Raw genomic sequence first — 16641 nt, forward strand, 5'->3', positions numbered from 1 at the left:
TCAGCCGCGTTCGCATAGCGGATGCCTGTCGGGTGCCTGCGCTGACTTGGCTTCGGCGGGCGCCACGGGGCGGGTGGGGCGGATGTGTCAGTGGAGGCAGAACTCGTTGCCCTCCGGGTCCGCCATCACCACCCACTGACCTGACGGTTCCTTGACCTCCCGGACAACCGTCGCCCCGAGCCCGGTCAGCCGCGCGAGCTCCGCCTCCCGCTGCCCGCTCTCGGTGTGCAGGTCGATGTGCAGCCGGTTCTTCACGGTCTTCGGCTCCGGTACGCGCTGGAACAGCAGCCGCCGCCCGAGCCCCACCCCGGTCTCCTCCTGGTACGGGTCCTGCGGGTGCCGTACGCCGGTCGCGTCCCGCCACGCGTGGCGGCCGTGCGACTCGACGACGAGCTCGGGAGGCGCGGCGCCGATGCTCAACAGGCGCTCGATCAGCGGGCTGTGGTCTTCGACCAGGTAGTTGAGGGCGGCGCCCCAGAAGTTGGCCTGGGCGTGCGGGTCGGCCGTGTCGACGACGAGTTTCCAGTGCAGGGGTGCGGGCGAGGGTGCGGGCGTGGACCGGGGTTCGGAAGCCTGTGTCATGGTAACCACTTATAGTGGTTACGTGAGCGAGCAGGCAATGAAACCGCCCGGACTGACCCTCGTGTCGTACGGCGGGAAGCGGTACCGCTTCGACGCCGGGGCGCTGTGCACGGAGCTTCTGACGACGGGCGGGCCGGGGGAGTTCGCACGCCACGAGTCGCTCCACGAGCCCGCTGACCTGCTGCGCTGGGTGGAGCGGAGCCGTCTGCGGGACGGCCTCGAACTGGCGGTCACAGAGGGGGAGTTGGCGGAAACGCGAGCCCTGCGTGACGTGCTGTTCCAGGTCGTCGCCGACCGTGCGCACGGCCGGCCTCTGGGAGCCCGTGAACTCGACGCCGTCAACACCGCCGCGGCCGGGGCGCCGCTCGCCGTCCGTATCGAGGCGGACGGTTCGCGGGGGTGGGCGCCGGGGGCGACGGTGGCGCGGCTGCTGGCCACCGTGGCCCGTGAGGCGGTCGAGTTGCTCACCGGGCCGTATGCGGAGCGGTTCCGGGAGTGCGGGGCGGACGACTGCCGTCTGCTCTTCGTCGACACCTCGCGGCCGGGACGGCGGCGGTGGTGCGCGATGGAGCACTGCGGGAACCTGCACAAGGTTCGGGCGCATCGGGCGCGGAGGGGTGACGGGGGCGATCGAGGGGGCGGTTGAGGGGGTTCGTCTGCGGGCCGGTGGGGGCGGGCCCAAAGGATTGCGCAGTTCCCCGCGCCCCTAGGTATCTCAGCCTCTCCGGCGTTTGAGGAGCGGGGGTTCGGGGGCCGGCCCCCGAGTCAGTGACGGGACGGGTAGGGGCGGCGGGGGCGAGGAAAGTCCCTCAGGCACTCCCTCAGGCACTCCCTCGGACACCCCCCTCGAATTCGCCATACTGTTCGTATGACCGCAGACGCCGACGGCCCGTCAACTCCCTTTCCCCCACAGCGAACCCGCGTAGCCATCGTGGGCGCCGGCCCCGCCGGGCTCACGCTGGCCAACATCCTGCGGGCCGCCTCCGTGGACTGCGTGGTGCTGGAGAACGAGAGCAGGCAGTTCATCGAGCAGCGTCCGCGCGCGGGCTTCCTGGAGGAGTGGGCGGTCCGTGCGCTGGCGGGGCGGGGCCTGGCGGACCGGCTCCTGGCGAACACCGTGGTGCACACCGAGTGCGAGTTTCGTTTCGCGGGGGAGAGCCACCGGTTCCCGTACACGGACGTGTCGGGTCAGCGTCACTACGTCTATCCGCAGCCGCTCCTGGTGACGGACCTGGTGCGTGAGTACGCGGACGTCCGCGGCGGCGACATCCGCTTCGGCGTCCGTGACGTCGAGCCGGCCGGTATAGGCACGGACCGGCCCTCGGTGGCGTACACGGATCCGGAGACGGGTGAACGCGTGCGGCTCGACTGCGACTTCGTCGCGGGCTGCGACGGCGCGCGCGGTGTGACCCGCGACCACATGCTGCCGGAGCACGTCACGATCGCGCGGCACGACTTCGGCGTCGGCTGGCTGGCCCTCCTCGCCGAGGCGCCCCCGTCCTCCGACTGCGTCGTCTTCGGTATCCATCCGCGCGGGTTCGCCGGTCACATGGCCCGCAGCCCTCAGGTCACCCGTTACTACCTGGAATGCCCGCCGGGCGACGACCCGGAGAACTGGTCGCACGAGCGCGTCTGGGCCGAGCTGCACGAACGGCTCGCGGCGCAGGGGGCCCGGCCGCTCACCGAGGGCAGGCTGATCGAGAAGCGGGTCCTGGCCATGCACAACTACGTGGTGGAGCCGATGGCGTACGGGCGGCTCTTCCTGGTGGGGGACTCGGCCCACCTGCTCGCACCGATCGGCGCGAAGGGCATGAACCTCGCGATACACGACTCGCTGCTGCTCGGCGACGCGCTCGTCGCCCACTACGGCGAGGGGGACGACAGCGGGCTGCGCGGCTACTCGGACAGGTGTCTGCGACGGGTGTGGCAGTACCAGGAGTTCTCGCAGTGGCTCTCCGAGGTGTACCACGGGGCCTCGTCCGGCGATCCGTTCCGCGCGGGCATCGCGCGGGCGCGGCTGCGGCGGACCCTCGGCTCGGCCGCGGCCGCGGCCGGATTCGCCGAACTGTTCCTCGGTAAGGACACCGACTACTGAGACCGGCTGCCGACATCGGCCACTGAGACCGGCTGCCGACATCGGCCACTGGGACCGGCTGTCGGCACCGGCTACTGGGGCCGGCCCACCTGTTCCTGCTCGTCGGCAGCGGCCTGGGCCGCCGCCTCGGCAGTGGCCTCCACGGCGGCCTCCGCGGTCGCCGAGGCCGCGGCGACCGCCGCGTTCCGCAGAACCGTCCTCGACCGGCGGGCCGTCCGCAGCGCGTCCCAGGTCAGCACCGACAGCGCGGCCCACACCAGCGCGAACCCGGCCCACCGCTCGGGGGGCATCGCCTCGTGGAAGTACAGGATGCCGAGCAGGAACTGCAGCACGGGCGCCAGATACTGCAGCAGCCCCAGCGTGGACAGCGGCACCCGGATCGCCGCCGCGCCGAAGCACACGAGCGGCAGGGCGGTCACCACACCGGTCGCGGCCAGCAGCGCCGCATGCCCGGCGCCCTCGCTGCCGAAGGTCGCGTCGCCCCGGGCCGACAGCCACACCAGATAACCGAGCGCGGGCAGGAACTGGATGGCGGTCTCCGCGGCCAGCGACTCCAGCCCGCCGAGGTTCAGCTTCTTCTTCACCAGCCCGTACGTGGCGAAGGAGAAGGCGAGGCACAGGGAGATCCACGGTGGCTGCCCGTACCCGAGGGCCAGTACGAGCACGGCGGCGAAGCCGGTGCCGACCGCCGCCCACTGCGCGGGACGCAGCCGTTCCTTCAGGAGCAGGACGCCCATCGCTATGGTGACGAGCGGGTTGATGAAGTAACCGAGTGACGCCTCCACCACATGGCCGCTGTTCACGGCCCAGATGTAGACGCCCCAGTTGACGGTGATCACGGCCGCCGCGACGGTGATCAGGCCCAGCTTGCGCGGCCGGCGCAGCAGCGGGAGGGCCCAGGACCAGCGGCGCGTCACCACGAGCGCGATCAGCACGAAGCCCAGGGACCAGACCATGCGATGGGCGAGGATCTCTCCGGCGCTCGCGGGTTCGAGGAACGGCCAGAAGAGAGGGACGAGCCCCCACATGCCGTACGCCGCGAAGCCGTTCAGCAGGCCGATCCGCTGTTCGCCCTTGGACTCGGGGCCGAGCCGCTGCGCACCCGTGGACTCCGGACCCGTGTGCTGCTCGCCCTTGGACTCCACCGGCACGGCCTCTCCTTCTTCTCGCCCGGCTGCGGACCACGCGGCATCCGAGCCGCGCACAGCCTCCAAGAAGGTAGCGCCAAGGACCCCCGCGCGTCATGCCCGTATCGCCATACGGTCATGACAGACGGGGGTGTGCGTCCCGGGCCCGTCGCGGGGCGGGGCTCAGCCCTTGAGCGCCGCCGCGATCGACTCCGAGATCGGCGTGGTCGGGCGGCCGGTCAGCCGGGACAGGTCACCGCTGGTGACGAGCAGCTCGCCCTTCTCGATGGACTCGTCCACGCCGGCCAGGATCTCGGCGAACGGCGCGGGCAGCCCGGCGCCGGTCAGGATGCCCTTGTACGTCTCGGCGGGCACGGGGCTGTACGCGATCTCCTTGCCGGTGGCCTTCGACACCTCGGCGGCGTACTCGGCGAAGTCGAAAGCGGTGTCGCCGCCCAGCTCGTACGTCTTGTTCTCGTGGCCCTCGCCGGTCAGCACGGCCACGGCGGCGGCCGCGTAGTCCGCGCGGGAGGCGGTGGAGAGGCGGCCCTCGCCGGCTGCCTGGACGACGGCGCCGTGTTCGAGGACCGGCGCCAGGTTCTCGGTGTAGTTCTCGTTGTACCAGCCGTTGCGCAGCAGGACGTAGGGCACACCGGACTCCAGGATCGCGGCCTCGGTGCCCCGGTGGTCGTCGGCCAGCGCGGCGCTCAGGCTGCCGGGAGCGCTGGTGTACGCGAAGAGCGCGACGCCGGCGGCCTCGGCGGCGTCGAGGACGACCTTGTGCTGGGCGACCCGGCCCTTGTCGAACTCGTTGCCCGAGACGAGCAGCACCTGGTCGCCCGCGGAGAAGACGCCGTCGAAGGTCTCGGGGGCGTTGTAGTCGGCGATCGCGATCCGCACACCGCGGGCCGCGTAACCCGCGGCCTTCTCCTCGTTGCGGACGACGGCGGTGATCCGGTCGGCCGGGACCTTCTCCAGCAGCCCCTCGATGACGTGCTTGCCGAGGTGTCCGGTGGCTCCGGTGACGACGATGCTCATGGTGGAAACAACTCCTTGTGAGGTGGGTACGTCACTCACCATAAGAGCTGCACTAACTTCTGGAAAGTACCCACTTTGAAGTAAGGTACCCATATGACAGTAAGTGAATCGGCGGCGCGTCCGATGGGCAGATACGTCGTCGGCGAGGAGATGTGCCCGTACCGCCTGGTCCTGGAGCACGTCACCAGCCGCTGGGGTGTCCTCGTGCTGATCAGGCTCAGGGAGCGCTCGTACCGCTTCAGTGAGCTGCGGCGGGCGATCGGCAGGGTCAGCGAGAAGATGCTCACCCAGACCCTGCAGACCCTGGAACGCGACGGGATCGTGCACCGGGACGCCAAGCCGGTCATACCGCCGCGCGTCGACTACTCCCTCACCGACCTGGGCCGCGAGGCCGCCGAGCAGGTCCTGGCCCTGTCCCTGTGGACCGAGAACCGCATGGCCGACGTGGAGAAGGCCCGCCGGGCATACGACGAGGCCCGGTCGTAACCCACACGACCGGGCCTCGCCCCGTGAGAGGGCCCGCCCTCAAGGGGCTGCGCCCTCAAGGGGCTGCGCCCTCAAGGGGCGCGGGAAACTGCGCGCCCAGCCCCCACGCACCCGCAGACGAAACACCACCCTCGCGGCGGAGCGCCCCGTACGGGCGGTCAGCCGACGACGGTCCAGGCATCCCCACCCGTGAGCAGCGCGGACAGGTCCCCCTTGCCGTTCTGCTCGATGGCGGAGTCGAGCTGGTCGGCCATCTGCGTGTCGTAGACCGCCCGGTCGACGGACCGCAGAACGCCGATCGGCGTGTGATGCAGCGTGTCCGGGTCGGCGAGCCGCGACAGCGCGAACGCCGTGGTCGGCGACGCGGAGTGCGCGTCGTGGACCAGGACCAGCGGCTCGTTCTCCGGCGTGACGGTGACGACCCGCAGATCGCCGGTCACCGCGTCGCGCACGACGCCCTTCGAACCGAGACCGTCCTCCAGCGGGGCGCCGAAGCGGATCGGCCGCCCGTGCTCCAGGCGGATCACCGCCTCCTCCGCCTGCTGCCTGTCCTTGAGGACCTCGAAGGCGCCGTCGTTGAAGATGTTGCAGTTCTGGTAGATCTCGACGAGGGCCGTGCCCGGATGGGCGGCGGCCTGCCGCAGGACCTCGGTGAGGTGCTTGCGGTCGGAGTCCACGGTCCGCGCCACGAAGGACGCCTCCGCGCCGATCGCCAGTGACACCGGGTTGAAGGGCGCGTCCAGCGAGCCCATCGGCGTCGACTTCGTGATCTTCCCGACCTCGGAGGTCGGGCTGTACTGGCCCTTGGTGAGCCCGTAGATCCGGTTGTTGAACAGCAGGATCTTCAGGTTCACGTTCCGCCGCAGCGCGTGGATCAGATGATTGCCGCCGATGGACAGCGCGTCCCCGTCACCGGTGACGACCCATACGGACAGGTCCTGGCGGGAGGACGCGAGCCCGGTGGCGATGGCCGGCGCGCGCCCGTGGATGGAGTGCATCCCGTACGTGTTCATGTAGTACGGGAAGCGGGAGGAGCATCCGATGCCCGAGACGAAGACGATGTTCTCCTTCGCCAGGCCGAGTTCGGGCATGAAGCCCTGTACGGCGGCGAGGATCGCGTAGTCACCGCAGCCGGGGCACCAGCGCACTTCCTGATCGGACTTGAAGTCCTTCATGGATTGCCTGGCCTCGGCTTTGGGCACCAGAGTGAGCGCCTCGATCGTGCCCGAGCCTTCCGTGGTCGTCTCAGCCATCGATGGCCTCCTTGAGAGCCGTGGCGAGCTGCTCAGCCTTGAACGGCATGCCGTTCACCTGGTTGTACGAGTGGGCGTCCACCAGGTACTTCGCCCGGACCAGCGTGGCCAGCTGTCCGAGGTTCATCTCGGGGATGACCACTTTCTCGTAACGCTTCAGCACTGTGCCGAGATTCCGCGGGAAGGGGTTGAGGTGCCGCAGGTGGACCTGTGCGATGTCCTCCCCGGCCGCGCGCAGCCGGCGTACCGCCGCGGTGATCGGTCCGTAGGTCGAACCCCAGCCGAGCACCAGGGTGTTCGCGTTCCCGGTGAGGTCGTCGACCTCCACGTCGGGGACGTCGATGCCGTCGATCTTCGCCTGCCGCGTACGCACCATGAAGTCGTGGTTGGCCGGGTCGTACGAGATGTTGCCCGTGCCGTCCTGCTTCTCGATGCCGCCGATCCGGTGTTCGAGGCCGGGCGTGCCCGGGATCGCCCACGGCCGGGCGAGGGTCTTCGGGTCGCGCTTGTAGGGCCAGAAGACCTCGGTGCCGTCGTCCAGCGTGTGGTTGGGACCCTGGGCGAACTGCACGCGCAGATCGGGTAGTTCGTCGGTCTCGGGGATCCGCCACGGCTCCGAACCGTTGGCCAGGTAGCCGTCGGAGAGCAGCAGCACGGGCGTGCGGTACGTGAGCGCGATCCGGGCCGCCTCGACGGCCGCGTCGAAACAGTCGGCGGGTGTGCGGGGGGCCACGATCGGGACCGGGGCCTCGCCGTTGCGCCCGTACATCGCCTGGAGCAGGTCGGCCTGCTCGGTCTTGGTCGGCAGACCGGTCGAGGGGCCGCCGCGCTGGATGTCGATGACCAGCAGCGGCAGTTCGAGGGAGACGGCGAGCCCGATCGTCTCGCTCTTGAGCGCCACGCCGGGTCCGGAGGTCGTGGTCACCGCGAGCGACCCGCCGAAGGCCGCCCCCAGGGCCGCGCCGATGCCCGCGATCTCGTCCTCGGCCTGAAAGGTGCGTACACCGAAGTTCTTGTGCCTGCTCAGCTCGTGCAGGATGTCGGAGGCCGGCGTGATCGGATACGAGCCCAGGTACAACGGCAGGTCCGCCTGGCGGCTCGCCGCGATCAGGCCGTACGACAGCGCCAGGTTCCCGGAGATGTTCCGGTACGTGCCCGTCGGGAAGGCATGGGTGGCGGGCGCGATCTCGTACGAGACGGCGAAGTCCTCGGTGGTCTCGCCGAAGTTCCAGCCCGCGCGGAACGCGGCGATGTTGGCCGCCGCGATGTCGGGCTTCTTGGCGAACTTGGTGGTGAGGAACTTCTCGGTGCCCTCGGTCGGCCGGTGGTACATCCAGCTCAGCAGGCCCAGCGCGAACATGTTCTTGCTGCGCTCCGCCTCCTTGCGGGTGAGGGCGAACTCCTTGAGCGCCTCGACGGTGAGCGTGGTGAGGGGCACGGGGTGGACGCTGTACCCGTCGAGGGTGCCGTCCTCCAGCGGGCTGGCCGCCCAGCCGACCTTGGACATCGCCCGTTTGGTGAACTCGTCCGTGTTGACGATGATCTCCGCGCCGCGCGGCACGTCGGCGAGGTTCGCCTTGAGCGCGGCCGGATTCATCGCCACCAGTACGTTGGGCGCGTCGCCCGGGGTGAGGATGTCGTGGTCGGCGAAATGCAGCTGGAAAGACGAAACGCCCGGCAGGGTACCTGCGGGCGCGCGGATCTCGGCTGGGAAGTTCGGCAGTGTCGAAAGGTCGTTCCCGAACGACGCGGTCTCGGAGGTGAAGCGGTCTCCGGTGAGCTGCATCCCGTCACCCGAGTCCCCCGCGAACCGGATGATCACTCGATCGAGTCGGCGTACGTCCTTCTCACCCGCCGGTTTGCGCTGTTCTCCTACGACGGTTCCGTCGGCCTGTTCAGCTGGACTGCTGACCTGACTGGTCACTGAAGTGAACCTCCTTCGAGGCGGCTGCCCGGGTGAGGCCCTCCCGCAGGCCTCCCCGGGCCCAACCCTACGTCCGCGAGGGGCGCCCGCCCCGGGACGCTCTCATGACGGACGCCTTTTCGAGATTGCCGTAGAACCTGTTCTGCCACGATTTCTCCGCCCCCCGGAGTTACCAGTGAAGACGCTCCGTGCACGCCCTTCGGTTCTCACACGCGGACCGGCGCCGGACCGCGCCGGATCGCTGACGCGGATCCCTGGCGCGGATCCCGGACACAGATCCTCGACACGGATTCCGGACGCAGGCCCTGACGCAGACTCCCTGACACAGACCCCTGACGCAGACCCGTGACACTGACCCTTGACACAGTGTCAGCTTTCAGGACTTCAGGTAGGTGAGGACCGCGAGAACACGCCGGTGGTCCCCGTCACTCTGGGACAGGCCCAGTTTCATGAAGATGTTGCTCACGTGCTTCTCGACCGCGCCGTCGCTGACCACGAGCTGCCGGGCGACCGCGGAGTTGGTCCGTCCCTCGGCCATCAGTCCCAGGACCTCCCTCTCGCGCGGAGTGAGCCCCGCGAGGACGTCCTGCTTGCGGCTGCGCCCGAGCAACTGCGCGACGACCTCGGGGTCGAGAGCGGTGCCGCCGCGGGCCACGCGGACCACCGCGTCCACGAACTCCCTCACCTCGGCTACCCGGTCCTTGAGGAGATAGCCGACGCCGGTGGTGGAACCGGCCAGCAGTTCGGTGGCGTACTGCTCCTCCACGTACTGCGACAGCACCAGCACGCCGAGCCCCGGGTGCTGCTTGCGCAACTGCACGGCCGCCTTCACGCCCTCGTCCGTGTGGGTCGGCGGCATCCGGACGTCCGCGACCACGACGTCCGGCAGCGCGTCCTGCGCCGCGAACTCCGTGATCGTCTTGATCAGCGCCTCCCCGTCCCCGACGCCGGCGATCACGTCGTGCCCGCGGTCGGTCAGCAACCGGGTCAGGCCCTCCCGCAGCAGCACTGAATCCTCGGCGATGACCACGCGCACTCTGTCCTCCACGATTTTCGGCCCCCCAGCCCGTCCCGGACCGTGCACCGGGTCGATCCCCGCCCACGCCCCGCACATACGTCAGCACCCAGCATCCCAGCATCGGCACCGGCGCGCGGCATGTTTCCAGGCCGCGGCCCGTTGCCCGTTGCCCGGGGGCGGGGGCGGGGGCGGCCAAGGTCTTGTGTCGTCCGCGGGGAACTGCGCGATCAGCCACCGACGGCCCGCGGCTCGGTACGAGCCGGGGCCAGGTCCGGGGCCAGGTCCGGGGCCAGGTCCGGGGCCAGGTCCGGGGCCAGGTCCGGGGCCGGGGGCGGAGCCCCGTTCCGGGAAGGGGCGGGGCCGGGGAAAGAAACCTCAGGCCGCCCGCCAGGGCAGCTCCGCCGTCACCCGGGTCGGGCCCGCCACCGGCGAATCGACCACAAGGATGCCGTCCACCGAGTCGAGCCGCCCCGTGAGCCCGGCCAGCCCCGACCCCGTATCCGCGTCGGCCCCACCGACCCCGTTGTCGACCACCTGGATCATGAGCCGGTTCTCGATCCGCCAGACATCGACCGTCGCCCGCGTGGCCCGCGAGTGCTTGCTGATGTTCTGCAGCAGCTCGGACACCGTGAAGTACGCGATCCCCTCGATGGCGGGCGCCGGCCGGGCCGGCAGATCGACCTCGACGTGCACGGGCACGGTGCACCGGGAGGCGATGGCGGACAGCGCCGCGTCCAGCCCCCGGTCGGTCAGCACGGCCGGATGGATCCCGCGGGCAAGATCCCGCAGCTCCTGAAGCGCCGTCTTCACCTCACCGTGCGCCTCGCCCACCATCCGGGCCGCCGCCTCCGGATCCTCCGTGAGCTTCTCCTTGGCCAGCCCCAGATCCATCGCCAGCGCCACCAGCCGGGCCTGCGCCCCGTCGTGCAGGTCCCGCTCGATGCGCCGCAGGTCGGCCGCCGCCGTGTCGACCACGACACCCCGGTCCGACTCCAGCTCCACCACACGTGTGGCCAGCTTCGAAGGTCCGAGCAGCCCGCCCACCAGGAGCCGGTCCACCAGGGTCAGCGCCCGGACGATCCACGGCGTGGCCAGTGTGAGGAGCAGCCCCACCAGCGCGGTCACGGTGATCTCGAAGGGGTTGTTCAGATAGACGTGGTGCGCCTCGTCCCCGTACAGCTGCAGTCCGTCCTGTCCGCCGGACATGGGGAAGACCCAGAACCACAGCGGGTACGTCAGCAGGCTCCAGCCCGTCGTCCAGAGGGTGACGGCCACGGAGAAGGCGAACACGGCCCACGGGAAGTGGATCACCGAGTAGAGGAGGTGCCGCCAGGACGCGCCGCTCTTCAGCGTCGCCCCCATCCACCCCATCGGGCTCTGCTTGCGCATCCTCAGCGGTTCCGGCGCGGCGACGTCGAGTCCCAGCAGGGCGCGGGCGCGGGCCCGTTCCAGCGCGCCCAGTCCGCGGCAGCCCGCGAGCCCCGCGGCGAGCACCGGGACGCCGAGGAAGGTGATCAGCAGGCCCGCGCCGAGCGACATCATCGTCAAGGCGAAGGTGAAGGCGAAGACGCTGATCGGCAGATTCAGCATCAGATAGGCGAACTCACGCAGGCTGCGGGCCTCGATCGGCGCCCGCAGCGCGGTGGGGAGCCGGTGCCACCGTTCCCCGGTGCCCTCCCCCCGGAATCCGGGGCCGTCGTCCCACCCGTATCCCTGTCCGTACTCCGTGGCCATGGCCGCCGTCCGTTCCTGTTCGTCCGCTGGTGTGACTCCAGAGTGCTCCGTGCGGCGCTCGCGGGACATGGAGCGCGTCGGCGTCTCGGGCCGGGGGTTTTCCCTACCCCGGCCGCACACGCAGGTCGCACGTCGGGCGGTCACGCGTCCCGCGGCCGGGCGCCACGTACGCGCGCGGGAACGCACACGCGTACGCCCCCGAACGCGCCTCCTTTCAGGGGCGGTCGAGGGCGCACCGGTGCGAGCCGCCTCAAATCCGGACGCAGCCCGGATGGAGTCCGGGGGCGGCCCGGAGAGAGCCGGGATGGAGCCCGAAGGGAGCCCGGAGAGAGCCGAAGGGAGCCGGGACAGAGCCCGGATGCAGTCCGGAGGGAGCCGGGACGGAGCCCGGACGCGGCCCGGGGAGCGCCGGGACGGAGCCCGGAGGCAGTCCGGGGAGCGCCCGGAGAGAGCTCGGACGCAGTCCGGGAATCAGGCTTGCCCGCCCGGGTCCTCCGTCCGGTCCCGCCAAGGCAGCTCCGCCGTGATCGTCGTCGGTCCGCCGACCGGCGAGTCGATGACGAACAGACCGTCCACCGCGCCAAGCCGCTCCGCGAGCCCCGACATCCCCGTACCGCCGTCGAGGGATGCGCCACCGCGGCCGTCGTCCCAGACCTGTATGAGCAGGCGGTTCTCCGAACGCCACACGTCGACCGAGGCGGACCGCGCGCCGCTGTGCTTGCTGACGTTCTGCAGCAGCTCGGAGACGGTGAAGTACGCGATGCCCTCGATGGCCGCGGCCGGGCGGGCCGGCAGGTCGGCCGTCACCTTCACCGGCACCGTGCAGCGGGCGCCGACCGAGGACAGCGCCGCGTCCAGACCACGGTCGGTGAGGACCGCGGGGTGGATGCCACGGGCCAGGTCCCGCAGTTCCTGCAACGCCAGTTTCACCTCGCCGTGCGCCTCGTCGACCATCGCGGCGACGGTCTCGTCGGCCTGGCCCTCCAGCAGCTTCTCCTTCGCCAGACCGAGCCCCATCGCGAGGTTCACCAGCCGGGCCTGCGCCCCGTCGTGCAGGTCCCGCTCGATGCGCCGCAGGTCGGCCGCGGCCGTGTCGACGACCACGCCCCGGTCCGACTCCAGTTCGGCGATCCGCTGCTCCAGCTCGTCGGACGGCGACAGCAGCGCGCGCACCATCGCCCGGTCCGCGTTGCCGAGGCCGCGCGCGATGTACGGCAGCACCGGCCACAGCACGAACAGCGACGTCAGCATGAGGGTGAAGGTGACGATGCTCCACGGCAGCCGCATGAGCTCGTACAGCACGGTCCGCCAGCCGACCGGATCCTTCAGCGCCATCCACAGCCACCCGAAGAACCCGCCCCGCCCGCGGAACGGCAGCGGGCTCGGCTCGTCCACCCGTACCCCGAGCAGGCCCCTGGCCCGCATCCGCTCGAACTTCCCCAGCTGGCGCGCGCCCAACAGCCCGAACGCCAGCACCGGCAGCCCGATCACCGTCACCGTCAGCCCGGTTCCCAGGAACAGCACGACGACCACGTAGGTGAACCCGACGATGGAGGCCGGCAGGTTGGCCAGGAGATGCGCGATCTCCTTCCAGGTGTGCCGGTCGTAGGCGAAGTGCACGGGTGGCGGCCGGTCGGTGCCGACGTCCAGGGTGTCGGCGGCCGGAATACGTTCGGTCATAGGCGCCACCTTGCCGGGCCGCGGCCCGCGGCGCCATGAGGTGGACCGCCTCCGTCTCCGGGGGAAAACCCCACCCCCCGGCGTTTCCACGACCTCCCACTACCCGTCAGGCCGCGGCCCTGGAATCCCACTCGCACCATGCCTACCCGTGACGGGCTGCTTACGGTCTCTTTAGCAGGCCCTAGACTCCGGTGCGTACAGATCGTCGAACGCGGCGCACCGCACGGCGCGCACGCAGGCGCACGCGTGGCCCCACGGGCTCACACGTGCTCGTCGCACGGGCTCGTACGGGCCCGTCGTACGAGGTCGCGCGGGGCCCGACGTACGAGGTCGGACAAGGTCATACGAGGTCAGGGAGCGAGGGGCGGACGTGCCGGAACCGACCATGGTCGCGGCGACCGGAACCACTGGAACCGGGGCCGATACCGCGGCCACCGGTACCTCTCTCGCCGCGGACTACTTCCAGTCCTACTCGGTCGTCGGACTGCTCGCCGTGGTCGGCGTGCTGTTCGTCGCCGTCGCGTTCGGAGCGGGCCGCCTGCTGCGGCCCGTCGTCCCGACCCCCGAGAAGCTCATGACGTACGAGTGCGGGGTCGACCCCGTCGGCGAGGGCTGGGCCCACACCCAGGTCCGCTACTACGTCTACGCCTTCCTCTACGTGATCTTCGCCGTCGACTCGATCTTCCTCTTCCCCTGGGCGACGGTCTTCGCCGCGCCGGGCTACGGCGCGGCGACGCTCGTGGAGATGTTCATCTTCCTCGGCTTCCTGGCCGTCGGTCTGCTGTACGCATACAAGAAGGGCGTCCTCACATGGACGTGACCCCCACGGCCGCCTCGATCCCGTCGTCATCCTCGATCCCGTCGACGTCCTCGACGTCCTCGGCTCCCGAGCCGGTGCTGCTGCCGGAGCCCAAGCGGCTGGGCGCGCTCGCCCGGCTGGCCCCCGAGCCGATGAAGGTGGTCCTGAACTGGGGCCGCCGCTACTCGCTCTGGGTCTTCAACTTCGGACTCGCCTGCTGCGCGATCGAGTTCATCGCGGCGTCGATGGCCCGTCACGACTTCATCCGCCTCGGCGTCATCCCGTTCGCACCGGGCCCGCGCCAGGCCGACCTGATGGTCGTCTCCGGCACGGTGACGGACAAGATGGCCCCCGCCGTGAAGCGCCTGTACGAGCAGATGCCCGAGCCGAAGTACGTCATCTCCTTCGGCGCCTGCTCGAACTGCGGCGGCCCGTACTGGGACTCGTACTCCGTGACGAAGGGCGTCGACCAGATCATCCCGGTCGACGTGTACGTGCCGGGCTGCCCGCCCCGCCCGGAGGCGTTGCTCCAGGGCATCCTCAAGCTCCAGGAGAAGATCGCCCGGGAGTCGCTGGGGGAGCGGTACGGGTCCTCCGACGCCGGCCGCCCCTCGGTTGCCGCCCTGCAGAGCGGCCTCGTCCGGCCGCCGGGCACGGCACCGGCCACGGGATCGACCGCGGAGGACGCCCGATGACCGGGACGACCGGCTGGCTCCCCACCCCGGTGGAGGACCTCTTCGGCCCGGACGCCACGGCCGAGGAGTCCTACGAGGTACTGACGGTCGACGTGCCGCCGGAGTCCTGGATCGCCTCCCTGGAGAGCGCGCGCGACACACTCGGCTGCACCTACTTCGACTGGCTGAGCGCCGTCGACGAGCCCGGCACGGAACCCGGCAGGGGCTTCCGCGTCTCGGCCCACGTCGTGGCACTGGCCCCCGTACGCCGCCTGCTCGTCCGTACGACCGTTCCGCACTCCGCGCCCGTCCTCCCCTCCGCCGTCGAGGTCTACGCGGGCGCCGCCTGGCACGAACGCGAGACCCACGAGATGTTCGGCGTCACCTTCGAGGGCCACCCCGGCCTGGACCCGCTCCTCCTGCCCGAGGGCTTCGAGGGTCACCCCCTGCGCAAGGACTTCGTGCTGGCGGCCCGCGTGGCGAAGGCGTGGCCGGGCGCGAAGGAGCCGGGGGAGTCGGAGCACGGCGGCCCCAAACGCCGCCAGATGCTCCCGCCGGGAGTCCCCGACCCCAACGAGTGGGGCCCCCTCAAGGGCCAGCTCTCCCCGGCCCCCGCCCGCCCGGCCCGAGGCGCGGGCCGCGCGGCGGGTGCGAGGGGTGCGACGGCCGCGGCCACCGACCGCCCGGCCCGCCGGACCCGCACGGCGGCCGACGGCTCGGCGAGCCAGACGACGACGGCGGCCCCCGGCGTGCCCGCTGCTCCGCAAGCGGGCACGCCTGCATCCCCGGAAGCGGGCACGCCCGCTGCTCCGGAGGCGGTGTCCGCCGGGGCGGGAGCGGCGCCCGCCGGTCCCACGCGGGACGCACCGTCGGCGCCGCGCCCGCCGGACCCGGCTCCACGCGCAGCCCAGCCCAAGGCACCGGCGGAGCCGACCACTTCGGCCGAGCCGGAGAGCGCAGCCGAGCCGAAGGCACCGGCGGAGCCGACCACTCCGGCCGAGCCGAGGAGCGCCGCCGAGCCGAAGGCACCCACGGCGTCACGCGGTTCGGACGCCCCGTGGCACCACGCCCGCCCCGCTTTCGACGAGCCCGAACCACCGAAGAACGCGCCATCCGACGGACCGCAGCCGAAGCCCCAGCCCGTGCCCGAGTCCGTGCCCGAGCCCCAGCCCGAAAAAGCTGACGCCGACGCCGCTGATACCGACTCCGCCACCGACGCCCCGGCCGCCGACGACCCCGACAGCCCCACAGGAGGCGCGCAGTGAACGACGCGCTCGACGTCGCCCTGCGACTCCTCGTCGTCTTCGTCGTGTTCCTGACGTTCCCCCTGATCGTGGGTCAGGCCGAGCACAAGGTGATGGCCCACATGCAGGGCCGCCTCGGCCCCATGTACGCGGGCGGTTTCCACGGCTGGGCCCAACTCGTCGCGGACGGCGTCAAGTTCGCCCAGAAGGAGGACGTGGTCCCGGCCGGCGCGGACCGCCGTATCTTCCAGCTCGCCCCCGCCGTGGCCCTCCTCCCGTACCTCATGGTCCTCCTCGTCATCCCGATCGGCCCGGGCGAGGGCGCGGTCGGCGAGGTCGTCGACGCGGGCATCTTCTTCGTCCTCGCGGTGATGGGCGTCAGCGTCCTCGGCTCGCTCATGGCGGGCTGGGCCTCGGCCAACAAGTTCTCCCTCCTCGGCGGCCTGCGCACCGCCGCCCAGCTCCTCGCGTACGAACTCCCCATGCTGCTGACCGCCGCCTCGGTCGCCATGGCCGCCGGTACGGTCTCGCTCCCCGGCATCGTCGACGCCTTCGAGTGGTGGTGGCTGCCCTGGCAGATCGTCGGCGCGATCGTCTTCTTCGTGGCGGGCCTCGCCGAACTCCAGCGCCCGCCCTTCGACATGCCGGTCGCCGACTCGGAGATCATCTTCGGTGCGTACACCGAGTACACGGGCCTGCGCTTCGCCCTGTTCCTCCTCGCCGAGTACGCCGGGATCGTCGTCCTGTGCGGCCTGACCACCGTGCTCTTCCTGGGCGGCTGGCACGGCCCGTGGGGCGCCGACGGCCTCGGCTGGGTCTGGACCCTGCTGAAGGCGGCCGTCCTCGCCTTCGTCGTCATCTGGCTGCGCGTCACCTACCCCCGCCTGCGCGAGGACCAGCTCCAGAAACTCGCCTGGACCCTCCTCGTCCCCCTCTCCCTCGCCCAGATCGCCCTCACCGGCGTCGTCAAGGTGGTGATCGCGTAAC

15 protein-coding genes are annotated in these 16641 nt (G+C 71.0%); 7 read left to right on the plus strand and 8 right to left on the minus strand.

Annotated features, from left to right (window positions below; translation table 11 throughout):
• Window positions 1–87: 87 nt before the first annotated feature.
• A complete protein-coding gene (locus OHS59_RS26235) occupies window positions 88–582 on the minus strand; it encodes a VOC family protein (RefSeq protein ID WP_328495844.1) in 495 nt (164 codons plus the stop codon).
• A gap of 37 nt (window positions 583–619) precedes the next feature.
• On the opposite strand from OHS59_RS26235, the gene OHS59_RS26240 reads away from it, so the two are divergent.
• Both OHS59_RS26240 and OHS59_RS26245 read left to right on the plus strand, forming a co-directional pair.
• Window positions 620–1228: a CGNR zinc finger domain-containing protein gene (locus OHS59_RS26240; protein ID WP_328499363.1), complete on the plus strand. Its 609-nt coding sequence runs from the start codon at window positions 620–622 to the stop codon at window positions 1226–1228.
• Between the two features lie 222 nt (window positions 1229–1450).
• Complete coding sequence (locus OHS59_RS26245; RefSeq protein WP_328495845.1) at window positions 1451–2677, plus strand: 4-hydroxybenzoate 3-monooxygenase; 1227 nt, start codon at window positions 1451–1453, stop codon at window positions 2675–2677.
• A 71-nt stretch (window positions 2678–2748) separates the two neighbouring features.
• Here OHS59_RS26245 and rarD read toward each other — a convergent pair whose 3' ends face one another.
• Both rarD and OHS59_RS26255 read right to left on the minus strand, forming a co-directional pair.
• Window positions 2749–3738 (minus strand): EamA family transporter RarD, encoded by a 990-nt coding sequence (rarD, locus tag OHS59_RS26250; protein ID WP_328499364.1) that lies wholly within the window; start codon window positions 3736–3738, stop codon window positions 2749–2751.
• A 249-nt stretch (window positions 3739–3987) separates the two neighbouring features.
• Window positions 3988–4842 carry an SDR family oxidoreductase gene (locus tag OHS59_RS26255; protein ID WP_328495846.1) on the minus strand — a complete coding sequence of 285 codons (855 nt, stop codon included), beginning with the start codon at window positions 4840–4842 and terminating at the stop codon, window positions 3988–3990.
• Window positions 4843–4935: 93 nt separating this feature from the next.
• On the opposite strand from OHS59_RS26255, the gene OHS59_RS26260 reads away from it, so the two are divergent.
• Window positions 4936–5328: a winged helix-turn-helix transcriptional regulator gene (locus OHS59_RS26260; protein ID WP_328495847.1), complete on the plus strand. Its 393-nt coding sequence runs from the start codon at window positions 4936–4938 to the stop codon at window positions 5326–5328.
• Between the two features lie 158 nt (window positions 5329–5486).
• On the opposite strand, the gene OHS59_RS26265 is transcribed toward OHS59_RS26260, so the two are convergent.
• The 5 genes from OHS59_RS26265 to OHS59_RS26285 all read right to left on the minus strand — a co-directional run bounded on the left by OHS59_RS26265 (window position 5487) and on the right by OHS59_RS26285 (window position 12937).
• Window positions 5487–6581: a 2-oxoacid:ferredoxin oxidoreductase subunit beta gene (locus OHS59_RS26265; RefSeq protein WP_328495848.1), complete on the minus strand. Its 1095-nt coding sequence runs from the start codon at window positions 6579–6581 to the stop codon at window positions 5487–5489.
• Window positions 6574–8505: a 2-oxoacid:acceptor oxidoreductase subunit alpha gene (locus tag OHS59_RS26270; RefSeq protein ID WP_328495849.1), complete on the minus strand. Its 1932-nt coding sequence runs from the start codon at window positions 8503–8505 to the stop codon at window positions 6574–6576. Before OHS59_RS26270 ends, OHS59_RS26265 begins: the two co-directional genes overlap by 8 nt.
• A 376-nt stretch (window positions 8506–8881) precedes the next feature.
• The gene (locus tag OHS59_RS26275; RefSeq protein ID WP_328495850.1) at window positions 8882–9553 is read right to left on the minus strand and encodes a response regulator transcription factor; all 672 of its coding nucleotides are present in this window, start codon (window positions 9551–9553) and stop codon (window positions 8882–8884) included.
• Between the two features lie 345 nt (window positions 9554–9898).
• Window positions 9899–11257, minus strand: coding sequence for a sensor histidine kinase (locus OHS59_RS26280; RefSeq protein WP_328495851.1), 1359 nt, complete (start codon window positions 11255–11257; stop codon window positions 9899–9901).
• A 471-nt stretch (window positions 11258–11728) separates the two neighbouring features.
• The gene (locus tag OHS59_RS26285; protein ID WP_328495852.1) at window positions 11729–12937 is read right to left on the minus strand and encodes a sensor histidine kinase; all 1209 of its coding nucleotides are present in this window, start codon (window positions 12935–12937) and stop codon (window positions 11729–11731) included.
• 370 nt (window positions 12938–13307) lie between these two features.
• Between OHS59_RS26285 and OHS59_RS26290 the strand changes: the two genes are divergently transcribed.
• Genes OHS59_RS26290 through OHS59_RS26305 form a run of 4 tightly spaced genes read left to right on the plus strand, consistent with a single transcriptional unit; the run spans window position 13308 to window position 16640 of the window.
• Window positions 13308–13757 (plus strand): NADH-quinone oxidoreductase subunit A, encoded by a 450-nt coding sequence (locus OHS59_RS26290; RefSeq protein WP_443061503.1) that lies wholly within the window; start codon window positions 13308–13310, stop codon window positions 13755–13757.
• On the plus strand, window positions 13748–14431 hold the full coding sequence (locus OHS59_RS26295) for an NADH-quinone oxidoreductase subunit B (protein WP_328495853.1): 684 nt from the start codon (window positions 13748–13750) through the stop codon (window positions 14429–14431). The genes OHS59_RS26290 and OHS59_RS26295 overlap by 10 nt, the downstream gene beginning before the upstream one ends.
• Complete coding sequence (locus tag OHS59_RS26300) at window positions 14428–15675, plus strand: NADH-quinone oxidoreductase subunit C (protein WP_328495854.1); 1248 nt, start codon at window positions 14428–14430, stop codon at window positions 15673–15675. Before OHS59_RS26295 ends, OHS59_RS26300 begins: the two co-directional genes overlap by 4 nt.
• Window positions 15672–16640, plus strand: a complete 969-nt coding sequence (locus OHS59_RS26305) for a complex I subunit 1/NuoH family protein (RefSeq protein WP_328495855.1) — start codon at window positions 15672–15674, stop codon at window positions 16638–16640. Before OHS59_RS26300 ends, OHS59_RS26305 begins: the two co-directional genes overlap by 4 nt.
• Window position 16641 lies beyond the last annotated feature (1 nt).

Source organism: Streptomyces sp. NBC_00414, assembly GCF_036038375.1.
Taxonomy (GTDB): Bacteria; Actinomycetota; Actinomycetes; order Streptomycetales; family Streptomycetaceae; genus Streptomyces.

Coding starts and splice junctions, on each gene's coding strand:
- OHS59_RS26235 (WP_328495844.1), bottom strand. CDS start 582: ATGACACAGGCTTCCGAACCCCGGTCCACGCCCGCACCCTCGCCCGCA.
- OHS59_RS26245 (WP_328495845.1), top strand. CDS start 1,451: ATGACCGCAGACGCCGACGGCCCGTCAACTCCCTTTCCCCCACAGCGA.
- OHS59_RS26295 (WP_328495853.1), top strand. CDS start 13,748: ATGGACGTGACCCCCACGGCCGCCTCGATCCCGTCGTCATCCTCGATC.
- OHS59_RS26255 (WP_328495846.1), bottom strand. CDS start 4,842: ATGAGCATCGTCGTCACCGGAGCCACCGGACACCTCGGCAAGCACGTC.
- OHS59_RS26300 (WP_328495854.1), top strand. CDS start 14,428: ATGACCGGGACGACCGGCTGGCTCCCCACCCCGGTGGAGGACCTCTTC.
- OHS59_RS26265 (WP_328495848.1), bottom strand. CDS start 6,581: ATGGCTGAGACGACCACGGAAGGCTCGGGCACGATCGAGGCGCTCACT.
- OHS59_RS26285 (WP_328495852.1), bottom strand. CDS start 12,937: ATGACCGAACGTATTCCGGCCGCCGACACCCTGGACGTCGGCACCGAC.
- OHS59_RS26280 (WP_328495851.1), bottom strand. CDS start 11,257: ATGGCCACGGAGTACGGACAGGGATACGGGTGGGACGACGGCCCCGGA.
- OHS59_RS26240 (WP_328499363.1), top strand. CDS start 620: ATGAAACCGCCCGGACTGACCCTCGTGTCGTACGGCGGGAAGCGGTAC.
- OHS59_RS26260 (WP_328495847.1), top strand. CDS start 4,936: ATGACAGTAAGTGAATCGGCGGCGCGTCCGATGGGCAGATACGTCGTC.